Annotated in this window: 11 protein-coding genes; 6 read left to right on the forward strand and 5 right to left on the reverse strand. The window is 45.9% G+C overall.

Annotated elements, in window-relative coordinates; all coding sequences use genetic code 11:
- Positions 1 to 55: 55 nt before the first annotated feature.
- From IJ23_RS01935 to IJ23_RS01955, 5 genes are all read right to left on the reverse strand, one after another.
- Positions 56 to 388 carry a YnfA family protein gene (locus IJ23_RS01935; RefSeq protein WP_005377819.1) on the reverse strand — a complete coding sequence of 111 codons (333 nt, stop codon included), beginning with the start codon at positions 386 to 388 and terminating at the stop codon, positions 56 to 58.
- Positions 389 to 452: 64 nt separating this feature from the next.
- Positions 453 to 920: an Sbal_3080 family lipoprotein gene (locus IJ23_RS01940; protein ID WP_005385757.1), complete on the reverse strand. Its 468-nt coding sequence runs from the start codon at positions 918 to 920 to the stop codon at positions 453 to 455.
- A 416-nt stretch (positions 921 to 1,336) separates the two neighbouring features.
- Positions 1,337 to 2,020 carry a DUF4336 domain-containing protein gene (locus IJ23_RS01945; RefSeq protein ID WP_033905192.1) on the reverse strand — a complete coding sequence of 228 codons (684 nt, stop codon included), beginning with the start codon at positions 2,018 to 2,020 and terminating at the stop codon, positions 1,337 to 1,339.
- Positions 2,021 to 2,269: 249 nt separating this feature from the next.
- Complete coding sequence (locus tag IJ23_RS01950) at positions 2,270 to 3,745, reverse strand: Na+/H+ antiporter NhaC family protein (RefSeq protein WP_005377816.1); 1,476 nt, start codon at positions 3,743 to 3,745, stop codon at positions 2,270 to 2,272.
- Positions 3,746 to 3,763: 18 nt separating this feature from the next.
- On the reverse strand, positions 3,764 to 5,107 hold the full coding sequence (locus IJ23_RS01955) for a glutamine synthetase family protein (RefSeq protein WP_005377815.1): 1,344 nt from the start codon (positions 5,105 to 5,107) through the stop codon (positions 3,764 to 3,766).
- Between the two features lie 340 nt (positions 5,108 to 5,447).
- Between IJ23_RS01955 and IJ23_RS01960 the strand changes: the two genes are divergently transcribed.
- The 6 genes from IJ23_RS01960 to aguA are packed head-to-tail and all read left to right on the forward strand — an operon-like array spanning position 5,448 to position 11,584.
- On the forward strand, positions 5,448 to 6,194 hold the full coding sequence (locus tag IJ23_RS01960) for a gamma-glutamyl-gamma-aminobutyrate hydrolase family protein (RefSeq protein WP_005377814.1): 747 nt from the start codon (positions 5,448 to 5,450) through the stop codon (positions 6,192 to 6,194).
- An 18-nt stretch (positions 6,195 to 6,212) separates the two neighbouring features.
- Positions 6,213 to 6,770, forward strand: coding sequence for an HTH-type transcriptional regulator PuuR (puuR, locus tag IJ23_RS01965; protein ID WP_033905193.1), 558 nt, complete (start codon positions 6,213 to 6,215; stop codon positions 6,768 to 6,770).
- Positions 6,771 to 6,805: 35 nt separating this feature from the next.
- Positions 6,806 to 8,290 (forward strand): aldehyde dehydrogenase, encoded by a 1,485-nt coding sequence (locus tag IJ23_RS01970; RefSeq protein ID WP_033905194.1) that lies wholly within the window; start codon positions 6,806 to 6,808, stop codon positions 8,288 to 8,290.
- A gap of 37 nt (positions 8,291 to 8,327) precedes the next feature.
- A complete protein-coding gene (locus tag IJ23_RS01975) occupies positions 8,328 to 9,605 on the forward strand; it encodes an NAD(P)/FAD-dependent oxidoreductase (RefSeq protein WP_033905195.1) in 1,278 nt (425 codons plus the stop codon).
- 17 nt (positions 9,606 to 9,622) lie between these two features.
- The gene (gene aguB / locus IJ23_RS01980; protein ID WP_033905196.1) at positions 9,623 to 10,489 is read left to right on the forward strand and encodes an N-carbamoylputrescine amidase; all 867 of its coding nucleotides are present in this window, start codon (positions 9,623 to 9,625) and stop codon (positions 10,487 to 10,489) included.
- Between the two features lie 12 nt (positions 10,490 to 10,501).
- The gene (gene aguA, locus IJ23_RS01985; protein ID WP_033905197.1) at positions 10,502 to 11,584 is read left to right on the forward strand and encodes an agmatine deiminase; all 1,083 of its coding nucleotides are present in this window, start codon (positions 10,502 to 10,504) and stop codon (positions 11,582 to 11,584) included.
- The last annotated feature ends 11 nt before the right edge of the window (positions 11,585 to 11,595 follow it).

Consider the following 11,595-nt stretch of genomic DNA (forward strand, 5'->3'; position numbering starts at 1 on the left):
AATAAATCTAGCACATAGCCAAAATACTAAGCGTAAGGGTTTCCCTCGGTTACGTTTAGGATGCTCTGGGTGAAAACATGATGATTGACATGCCAAGCATAGCGACAGAAACCCCCACTATGTCCCAGAGCGTTGGTCGAACGCCGTCGATACACCACAACCATAGAATTGCGACAAAAATATAGACACCACCGTAAGCGGCATAAACTCTGCCAGTTGCGGTAGGATGTAAAGATAGAAGCCAAGCAAACATAGCAAGGCATAGCGCTGCTGGTACCAAAAGCCAAACTGACTTATCTTCCTTTAACCAGAGATAAGGTAAGTAGCAGCCTAATATTTCTGCAATGGCGGTTATAAAGAAAAGCCCAATGGTTTTGACTTCAGTCACTTAAACATTCCTATCTTTCTCTACAAATATATGATGCTTGTTAAATGGGCAATTGTTCGACTCATTACATTTCGCCCAGCTTAATCTTGGATTGAGCCTCACTCACGGTTTGTTTACCGAATAACAAATCCATCATCGAAATGATTCGTTTGTTGTCTTTACCCCATTTATCTGGATTCGCGCTGTTTGGTGCTTTAAATTCAACTTGTCCTACTTTTTCGTTATTTTTGTAGGCTTTGATCTGAGCATCAGCGATAAATGTTCTAAAATCCCAGCTCCAGCGTGATACGTAAGTAAGTGTTAGCTCAGAGCTAACAGGAGGCGTGCCGTCGCTTACGACTGTGCATTTATGGGCGGTATCCAAACACCAGTCTTGCATCGAATCTAAGAAAACATCTCGCGTGGCGTTGTCTTTTACGATGGTGATTTCCTTGCTCTGATTTTCTTTCGAGATTGTTTCTACCGTATACTTTGGTGCCGCACATGCGGCTAATAGAATAGGCAAGCTTAGAATGATGAGTTTTTTGTGCATCTTATGTCTCTTTTTTAAATTTATATATTCAAACAACTTCAAGATACTGAGTTCAACGAGAATAACTAACAAGCATGGCAACAGTTATTAACAAAACCTTTAGAGTCGAAGGGTTTGTTTCGGGAGTATGCCAATGTCTCGAAGCAAAATAATTAGTAAGAGATTGCTATAGCGTTATGTTAACTCTTGAACTTATGTCCGTATCAATGTTCAGAATTCTTCGCATTGAAGTTTTTGAAGTGCAATTCTAACGGAATTTTAAATTGCTGCATAATGCTCAATTAAGAGGAATAGGGGAGCTTATCGTTAAACATAACGTGTAGTTCTGTAAATTGCCCCCTAAGACTAAGCTAAAAGGGCCTAATGTTTTAAAATAGCTTCTTGTCTATTCTGTTGTGTGAGTTTTCAATGTTGTCTCATACTAGCCACTTAAAAGAGCGCTGTAAGAACTCGTCTGCATTATCAAGGACGATTTCGCCGTGAGCCATAACCAATATATTAGGTTTCCAAGACAGCAATTTATTTAAGTGTTTTCGAGCCTCTTGTTTGCTAAACATAAAACTTAGGCGCCAATCCAAAGGCATTTTTCCATTCGGAGCAAGAATACCGGCCCCTTTAGCCACAAACCGCTGCCAGTAGTTAAAGTTCTGGCCAGAAAAATTCTCGACGAGGTCAGTAACAATTAAGGTCTTTGAACGTCGATGATAAAACACACACTCTTCCATTAATGGAGAGCCAGAAAATAGTTCTTGTTCAATCTCAGAGTTCCAAGCATTACCGCCTTGGTTAAGTGAAGCGTGAAAGTGTATATCACGGCACTTCTTAATGACTTCATCTGTGCCATAAACTTCTGCGCTAGGATAGGCAGATACCCATTCAGATAAGAACAAGTGGTGTAAATGATTAGGAGCGATTAAGTATTTCACTTGGCCTAGATTGTTGATTTGCTCTCTAATCGAATTTGATAACTTAATTGGACTATGAATCCAAAGGCCACCATCAGAAAGCCTAACAATAGTCATACGAGTGGTGTATGGGAGTCCTAAGAATTGGACGGGATCTCCGTCAAATATCCATATCTCATGGGCTAACTTTTTCATGTCTCTCCAACCGTTAACACTGTATTAAGGCGGCATTTAAGTTACTCAAAAGCTGCCTTGTTGCACAATAAACGCTTCGCTAAGCGTAAACCAAAAATATTAGGTTTACCAAACCCTTATTGAGTGCAGCTGTATATCTTTGAGTATTTTTATACTGAACGGGCGTAAAGTAGTTTTAAGAGGATCATTTGACTTGATAGAACAAAACCCCGCTATTTTTGAGCAGGGTTTTGCAATTAGATAAAGGGGCTAACCGATGATGAAGAAGAAAATCGCGGTTGCAACAATACCAATCAACGCATAAGGAAACTGTGTGGTTGCGTGTTGCATTGCTGTACAGCCCGAACCTTGTGCAGATAACACGGTTGAGTCACTAAAGAAACAAGAGTGGCTCCCTGCCGCTGATGCTGAAAGCAGCGCTGCAACGGTTAAGTGTAGAGGCACACCAAGCTGTTCGCCCAAAGGTAGAACAATTGGCATCGCTACTGCAAACGTTCCCCAAGACGATGCCGTTGCAAATACCAACGCGCCCGTAATCATAAAGATAATCGCCGGGAAGTAAGACGCTGACAGGTAAGGGCTGACGGTCTCAATGACATACTGCGTGACGCCCAATGAGTCGTTGACCGATTTCAACATGAAACCACCAATAACGGTCGCAAGCGGCAGTAGCATAACCTTAATGCCATCATAAACAGCTTCGAACATGTCGTTCATCGAGATCAGTTTTTGTGCGCCGTAAAAGCTAATAGTAAAGATTAGCGCGACGAAAACACCAGCAAGTAGATCGATACCAAAGTACCAACTTGCGGCAACGAGTACGATCATCGGCAACAAGAAGTTGACAAGGCCCATGGTTGGGTTGGTATGTGCAGATACATCGGGACCAAAGTCGACATCTGTTGCACCGTCTGGACGAACTTGACCATTCTTCGCACGCTTTTCTGCCTTTTTCATCGCACCTAGATCTGGGATCTTTTCCATTGCAACCAGCAAAACAATCACCAGCGTTACCCAGCCGTAAGCCATGTATGGAATAGCTTCAATGTATGCTTTGATACCATCTCCCGCTTCTGCTACTCCGTTTGCTTCTAGCAACGAACTGAAGAAAATTGCCCAAGTGGAAATCGGTACGAGGATACAGATAGGCGCGGCGGTTGAATCCACAAGATATGAGAGCTTTTCACGCGAGATTTGGTAGCCGTCCGTAACTTTTTTCATTGAGGAAGAAATTGCAATCGCATTCAAATAATCGTCGATAAAGATCAGAATACCTAACGCAAAGGTCATCAGCATCGATTGCTTACGGCTTTTTACTTTCGTGACCAGCATGTCGGAGAAGCTTAAGATACTGCCGCCTTTCTCCAAAATAGCAATTAGGCCGCCCATCAAACCACAAACGAGGATGATCCAGGCGATAGTTTCATCCATCATTACACTCATGGAAATATCAACAATCTGTTCCACCGCTTCAGTTGGGTTAAGCAGAAGAACACCGGCAATAGCGCCGCTAAAGAGGGCTTCCACAGTTCGGTGTGTTGTCAGCGCAAAGACCAATACCAACGCCGTTGGTAAAAGACTCATCCATCCGTAGGCTTCGCCTTCCTCATGGTTCAAACCGATTGTGGTAAAAAAGACAAACGTCGCAACCGAGATTAAAGAAACAATAATGTGTTGAGAGTTGATTTTAAGAGGCGCATCCAGCGCCTTGGTCTGCGTAGTCATAAAGTTCATTTCCTTTGTTTATGCCGAGTGCAACATCCAGTCGATTTCCAATGGAGTAATCGCTCGCTCAAATTCTGCGAGTTCACTCTGTTTGCAAGCTAGATACAAATCGATAAAGTCTCTTGAGATGTATTGAGCTAGCTCACTGTGCTCCAGTCGCTCTAGAGCTTCTGACATACGCAGAGGTAACTCAATTGCATCATCACTGAGAGTCGGTGGACATTGATCTTTGGTGTAGCTTTCACTCGCTAATACTGCGGAAAGTACTACTGCAGCGAGAATGTATGGGTTAACGTCAGCGCCTGCTATACGATGCTCTATACGGCGATTTTTGCTATCGCTGATAGGCACACGCAACGCAACACCGCGGTGGTTTTCTCCCCAATCGGCTTTGGTTGGGACGTAAGCGCCAGGAACAAAGCGACGGTAAGAGTTAACGTTAGGACAGATTAGGGCCATGGCATCGGATGTTTGTGACAGCATCGCTGCCATGGTTTGATAGAAGAAGGCGCTCGCTTGACCGTCTGATTGGCTAAAGTGGTTGTTACCATCTGTATCAACCAAGCTGAGATGAATGTGCATGCCATTACCCGCTTGCTCACTAAAAGGTTTCGCCATAAATGTGGCGTCAAATCCGTGCTGATGAGCGACCTGGCGAATCAAGCGTTTTGCGATGATGATTTCATCACATGCTCGAAGTACATCTTTAGAATGGTTGAAGTTGATTTCGAACTGCCCTGGTGCCGATTCAGATAGGGCTCCGGAAGTGTTTAAACCTTGTTCTAATGCAATTCGATTAAGGTCGGCCAAGAAATCAGCGTAGTCATCTAGTCCATCAAGGTCGTAAACCTCGGTATCTTTTTCTCGAGTTTTTTTCGTGGGGTTAATTGCCGTTAATGGTTCGCCATTTTCGCCGCGGGTTTTGTCTATTAAATAGAACTCCAGCTCGAGCGCGACACAAGGATATTGGTCTTTAGCATGCAGTGTTTGCAATATAGAAGCGAGAATGTTTCGGATGAACAGTGGGTTAGGGTGCTGCCCGGTTTCATCCATCATACTAAGCAGTAGCTGACCAACTTGTTCTTTTGCCGTCGGCATTAAGGTGCCGCTGATTGGATAGCAGAGATTATCTGGCTCTCCGAGATCTTCTCCCAACCCGGCCGTTTCAACGACGTTACCTTTGGTATCTAGGGTGATGGTCGAAAGGGGGAGGGCAACACCTTTATTCAGTTTTTCTAGAGCATCTATCGGGATGCGTTTTCCTCTTGGGGTGGCATTTATATCGGTAAAGATGAGATCGATAAATTCAATATCGGGCCATTTTTGTTTAAAATTTTGTACTTCCTGTAGATACGATTCCATTTTCTTCTCCAAATAGCCTGACGAGTAGAAATTAGAAATAACCAAATTAACAAATAAATTACAGCACTCTGAGCGAGCTGTTTGTTTTTTAGGTTATTTTTAATTTAAACAGTTATTTACACTGTGTTTTTGATGTTTAACGGCTGGTTTTTATGTCTTTCTGTTAACTATTTTGTAACAGTTGGTTTTGTTTTGTTCAATATAATGAGCATAAATATTCAGTTTTGAAGCCTAAAAAGTGCTTCAGATCACGTTGTGACGATAATAATGGTCATCTGTGTTGATAATTTTGTACATGGTTTGTAGGGTTTGTGTTAAATAAATTGAACAAGGACATATCATGGCAGATACACACAAACCCATCATTGGTGTGGTTAGCTGCGCTAAAGAGTTGGGTGGCTATCAGATACAAGCGGTCAACGACTTTTACCTTCGCGCCATAAAGGATTTTGGAGGACTACCGATTATGTTGGCTCCCGACATGTCGGGCGATGACGTAACCACCATCCTAGACATATGTGATGGTTTTCTTTTTCCTGGCAGCCACTCTAACGTTGCGCCACATCGATACAATGCAACGCACGAAGAGAGCTACAAAGATGAAGCTCGTGATGAGCTCTCATTCACGTTAATTCGTCATGCGGTTGACCAAAACATTCCGTGCCTTGGTATTTGCCGCGGTTTTCAAGAGATGAATGTCGCACTTGGTGGCTCGTTAAACCCAGCCGTTCATGACTCCGGCTTCAATGACCATCGTGAAGCGCCTGTTGAAGATTTCGAACAAAAATACGCGCCAGCACACGCTGTGCTAGTTCAAAAGCAGAGCTTATTTGAACAATGGCTGGTGCAAAATCATTGGGAAAATACCACCTTCTTTGAAGTGAACACACTACACAACCAAGGCGTCGATCAGCTTGCTCCTCTCTTACAAGTAGAAGCTAAAGCCCCGGATGGCTTGGTAGAAGCATTTAGTCTTCCTAATCAAAAATTTTTCGTTGGCGTGCAGTGGCACCCAGAATGGGAAGCAAAAACCAATCATTTCTCTCAAATTTTGTTCAATGAATTTATGATGGCTACCTCTCGTTAAACGTTTGGAGCTGTATGAATGGACAATCAAGAGATTGGTAAAAATATTGTTCAGTTACGAAAAAAACATGGATTGTCACAAAGGGAACTAGCCGAGCGCGCAGGTATTACCCACAGTGCAATCTCATCCATTGAAAATGGCAAAGTGAGCCCGTCGGTCAGCTCACTACAAAAAATCGTTAATGTATTTTCTTTATCGTTATCAGAGTTTTTCACTTTTGAACAACCTTCGAACGATGAAGTGAAAGTAGTCATCAGGCCGTCAGATCTTGTGGAAATCGGGAGCGAGACGGTGTCCATGAAACTGGTAACGAATGGCGACAAAGATCAAGTCATCGGATTCTTGATCGAGGAATACGCACCTTATGGAACCACTGGTGCGGCAGAAATCAAACACGAAGGCGAAGAGATTGGCACCGTATTAGAGGGTGAAATCACTCTGGAATATAAAGGGCAATCTCATGTCATAACAGCGGGCGAGTCGTACATTATTGATACGACGAAGCCCCATCGATTTACTAATCACACAGACAAGGCTTGTCGAATGATAAGTGCGCATACGCCAACCACATTTTAGTGGGGGCTTGCCTTGTGTGATCACAAGGAGAGCGTATGAAAACCCAAGAGCAATGGATTGAACTAAAAAACAATCTAAACATCGAAAACAGGGCGTACATTAACGGTGAATACAGTGCCGCTTTAACAGGGCAAACCATCCCGGTAGTTAACCCAGCAACAGATGAGATATTCACCGAAATCGCCCGTTGCCAAAATGAAGATGTTGATCTCGCGGTTTCATACGCTCGCCAAGCATTTCAATCCGGTCAGTGGAGCGAGAGCAGCCCAGCTCATCGCAAAGCAGTGCTTAAACAGTTTGCTGACTTGATTGATCAACACCAAGAAGACTTGGCTCTGCTAGAAACGCTTGATACCGGTAAGCCTATCTCTCACAGCTTCTCTACCGATATTCCTGGTGCGGCGAGTGCATTACGCTGGTACGCAGAAGCAATCGACAAAGTATACGGCGAAGTTGCCCCAACTGAAAAAGATGTACACGCTTTTATTTCTCATCAACCAATTGGTGTGGTTGCTGCGGTTGTACCGTGGAACTTCCCCCTTTGGCTTGCGTGCTGGAAGCTTGGCCCTGCTTTAGCCGCTGGTAACAGCGTGATTCTAAAACCGTCAGAAAAATCTTCTCTCACCGCGATATTCCTAGGTCAACTTGCTTCTCGAGCGGGCTTACCAACAGGCGTTTTTCAAGTCGTTACGGGTTTTGGTCATGAAGCTGGCGACGCGCTGGCGAAACACCAAGACGTAGACTGCATCGCCTTCACAGGCTCGACGCGCATTGCAGGTCAACTGATGGTCAGATCGGGTGAGAGCAACCTAAAACGCGTGTTTGCAGAAGCGGGCGGTAAGAACGCGAACATCGTGTTCGAAGATTGTGACAACCTAGACCGCGCAGCAGCAGAAACCGCCGCAGGGTGTTTCTACAACCAAGGTGAGGTGTGCGTCGCGGCAACCCGCCTGCTTGTTCACGAAAGCATCAAAGATCAGTTCTTAGAAAAAGTTATTCAAGCGTCGAAAGCGTTCACGCCAAAAGACCCAATGGACCCAAGTTCATCCATGGGAGCGCTCATCGACCAAGATCATAAATCAAAAGTGTTGGAATACATCTCGTTAGGTGAATCAGAAGGTGCAAACGTACGTTGTGGCGGCGATGTCGATGGGCAAGGTGCATTTGTTTCCCCAACCATTTTAGACAACGTCGACAACAAGATGCGTGTCGCTCAAGAGGAAATTTTTGGTCCGGTGCTGTGTGTCATTCCATTCAAAGACGAAGCGCAAGCAATTGAGATCGCTAACGATTCGAAGTACGGCTTAGGCGCGGCACTCTGGAGTAGCAATATCAACCGCGTTCATCGCGTAGCAAAACGACTGCAAGCCGGCTCGGTTTGGGTCAACAACTATAACGAAGGTGACATGACGGTTCCATTTGGTGGATTCAAAATGAGCGGAAACGGTCGAGACAAGTCTCTCCACGCGATTGAAAAATTCACCGAAACCAAAACCACTTGGATTCGCCTCCATCCTTAAGCCTGCTGACGATTACGATAAATAAAGGAATAGTTCTATGAACAAGCATACGGATTCGTTCTACGCGCACTCTGTGCCAAACATGCCGGAATACCCACAGTTGCAAAACGACATCGAGTGCGATGTGTGTGTAGTCGGTGCGGGATTTTCTGGTCTTTCTTCTGCACTACACCTTGCAGAAAAAGGTTTTAAAGTTGTTGTGCTAGAAAGCGCAAAAGTGGGCTTTGGAGCAACTGGTCGTAACGGTGGCCAAATCGTTAACAGCTACAGCCGAGATGTTGACGTGATTGAAAGCCGTTACGACCAAAACCAAGCCAAAGCTCTGTGCGATATGATTTTTGAAGGCGGCGATATCATCCGTGGTCTGATCGACAAATACGACATCAACTGTGATTACAAGCAAGGCGGCTTGTTCACGGCACTGAACAGTAAACAACTCAAAGGGCTAGAAGAACATAAGAAGAACTGGGAGCGTTACGGCAACGACCAACTGACTCTGCTTGACGCAGGAGAGGTAGAACAAGCGGTAGGTACGAAAGTGTACACTGGCGGTTTGCTGGATATGCGCGGTGGTCACATTCACCCGCTTAAACTGGCATTGGGTGAAGCTGCTGCGTTTACGTCTCTAGGCGGTCAAATCTTTGAGCAGTCGGCGGTCGTGTCGATTGATAAAGGTATTAACCCAGTAGTGAAAACGGCGAAAGGCAGCGTGAAGAGCAAGTACGTGGTACTGGCAGGTAACGCCTACCTTGGTGGTTTGGCACCAAACATCAGCAACAAAGCGATTCCGTGTGGCACACAAGTGGTGGCGACGCAGCCTTTGAGTTATGAGCAGCTAAAACAAGTGCTGACCAGTGACTACTGCGTTGAGGACTGTAACTACTTGCTTGACTACTTCCGCTTAACCGCCGACAAGCGTTTGTTGTTCGGAGGTGGCGTGGTTTACGGCGCACGTGACCCAGAAAACATTGAAGCATTGATTCGTCCGAAGATGGAGAAAGTCTTCCCACAATTGAAAGGCATCAAGATTGATTACACTTGGACAGGTAACTTCTTGCTGACTTACTCACGCATGCCGCAATTTGGCTCGTTTGCAGACAACATTTACTACCTACAAGGCTACAGCGGTCACGGTGTAACGTGTACTCACCTAGCAGGTAAGTTGCTGGCCGAAGCTCTGACCGGACACGCTGAACGTTTCGACGCGTTTGCTGCACTGAAACATTACTCCTTCCCGGGTGGCCGCCACTTCCAAATTCCGTTTACGGCAATGGGCGCGGCTTACTACAACCTACGTGACAAACTGGCGATTTAAGAGATAAGGAATATCCAATGAGCAAAGTGGTGAAATTTGCAGCCCTTCAACTGACGAAAAGCTGGGATCTGGAAGATAACCTAGCCAAAGCAAAAAAGGCGATTCGTGAAGCAGCACAAAACGGTGCGAACGTGATTCTTCCGCAAGAGCTGTTCGCTGCGCCTTACTTCTGCAAAAAACAGGAAGCAAAGTATTTCGAGCTTGCAGAAGAAACGGAGAATTGTCGTCTTATTAAAGAGATGAGTGCGTTGGCTAAAGAGCTCGGCGTCGTTATTCCAGTCAGTTACTTTGAAAAAGCGGGCAACACGTTTTTTAACTCGCTAGTGATGATTGATGCCGATGGTACGGTACTAGATAACTACCGCAAGTCACACATTCCTGATGGCCCGGGCTACAGCGAAAAGTACTATTTTAGCCCTGGCGATACCGGTTTCAAAGTGTGGCAAACCAAGTTCGGTAAGTTCGGTGCTGGCATTTGTTGGGACCAATGGTTCCCAGAGCTTGCGCGCAGCTTGGCTCTGCACGGCGCGGAAGCGATTTTTTACCCAACTGCAATCGGTTCTGAGCCACAAGATCCAACGTTGGATTCACGTGACCACTGGCAACGTACAATGCAAGGTCACTCGGCAGCAAACCTCGTTCCAGTCATCGCGTCAAACCGAGTTGGTACTGAGGTCGATGATGGTATCGAGACCACGTTCTACGGCTCTTCTTTTATCACTGACCACACTGGTGCAAAAATTGCCGAAGCACCACGTGAAGGTGAAACCATCATTTACGCAGAAATCGATCTCGCTGCGATAGCGAAAGCGCGTCACGCATGGGGCTTGTTCCGCGACCGTCGTCCAGACCTTTACACCAGCGTTGGCAAGCTAGCTGTTTAAAGAGGCGTTAGTATGAAGTTATCGACAACACCAGCGCAAGATGGCTTCTATTTTCCGGCTGAGTTTCAGCCGGTTAGTGAAGTTTGGCTAGCGTGGCCAGAAAGGAAAGACAATTGGCGTGATGACGCATTACCCGCGCAAGAAACCTTTGCCAGAATCGCGAACTTAATCGCGGAAGTGACCAAGGTGTGCGTGGCGGTATGCTCGCACAACTTTGACCGAGCGCGTCAAATGCTCCACTCAGACGTACGTTTGGTGGAAATCCCATTTAACGATGCGTGGATGCGCGATATTGGACCGACCGTGCTCGTGAATCAGGCGGGCGAGCGCCGTGGGATTAGTTGGCAATTTAACGCGTGGGGCGGCGAATACAACGGGCTTTACGATAACTGGCAGCAGGACGATCTTGTCGCTGGCTCGGTGTGCGACATCATCGGTATAGATTATTACCGCGCACCGTTTGTACTTGAAGGTGGGGCGATTCACACCGATGGTGAAGGCACCCTTTACACCACAGAAGAGTGCTTGCTTAGTCCGGGGCGAAATCCGCAATTGAGCAAAGCGCAAATCGAAGAGCAGTTAAAGGCGTATCTCGGCATCGAAAAAATCATTTGGTTGCCAAATGGTTTATTCAATGACGAAACAGACGGCCATGTTGACAACCTGATGCACGTTATCGCACCGGGTAAGGTGGTACTAAGTTGGAGCGATGACCCAAGCGATCCGCAATACGCGTTGTCTCGTCAAGCGGAACAAGTACTGAAATCTCAGCACGATGCGAAAGGGCGCGAGATTGAAATTGTCCGTTTGCCATTACCGGGTCCGTTGCATTACAGCGAGCGCGAAGCCAATGGCATTGACGCCAGTTCAGGAATGAGTCGACAAGCTGGCGAACGTCTAAGTGCCTCTTATGCGAACTTTCTTATCGTCAACGGACATGTGTTCTTACCGATGTTGGATGAAGATACCGACGCTATTGCGATCGATATTTTGCAAAACGCGATGCCGGAATACCAAATCATCGCGATACCGTCGAGAGAGGTTCTACTCGGCGGAGGGAACATTCACTGCATTACGCAGCAGATCCCTGCTTAAACATAAACTCG

Source organism: Vibrio sp. OY15 (assembly GCF_000742455.1).
Taxonomy (GTDB): domain Bacteria; phylum Pseudomonadota; class Gammaproteobacteria; order Enterobacterales; family Vibrionaceae; genus Vibrio; species Vibrio alginolyticus.

Bases quoted from the DNA above. Each gene is read 5' to 3' on its own strand.
- IJ23_RS01975 (WP_033905195.1), top strand. From the start codon at position 8,328: ATGAACAAGCATACGGATTCGTTCTACGCGCACTCTGTGCCAAACATG.
- IJ23_RS01940 (WP_005385757.1), bottom strand. From the start codon at position 920: ATGCACAAAAAACTCATCATTCTAAGCTTGCCTATTCTATTAGCCGCA.
- IJ23_RS01960 (WP_005377814.1), top strand. From the start codon at position 5,448: ATGGCAGATACACACAAACCCATCATTGGTGTGGTTAGCTGCGCTAAA.
- puuR (WP_033905193.1), top strand. From the start codon at position 6,213: ATGGACAATCAAGAGATTGGTAAAAATATTGTTCAGTTACGAAAAAAA.
- IJ23_RS01970 (WP_033905194.1), top strand. From the start codon at position 6,806: ATGAAAACCCAAGAGCAATGGATTGAACTAAAAAACAATCTAAACATC.
- IJ23_RS01955 (WP_005377815.1), bottom strand. From the start codon at position 5,107: ATGGAATCGTATCTACAGGAAGTACAAAATTTTAAACAAAAATGGCCC.
- IJ23_RS01945 (WP_033905192.1), bottom strand. From the start codon at position 2,020: ATGAAAAAGTTAGCCCATGAGATATGGATATTTGACGGAGATCCCGTC.
- IJ23_RS01950 (WP_005377816.1), bottom strand. From the start codon at position 3,745: ATGACTACGCAGACCAAGGCGCTGGATGCGCCTCTTAAAATCAACTCT.
- aguB (WP_033905196.1), top strand. From the start codon at position 9,623: ATGAGCAAAGTGGTGAAATTTGCAGCCCTTCAACTGACGAAAAGCTGG.
- aguA (WP_033905197.1), top strand. From the start codon at position 10,502: ATGAAGTTATCGACAACACCAGCGCAAGATGGCTTCTATTTTCCGGCT.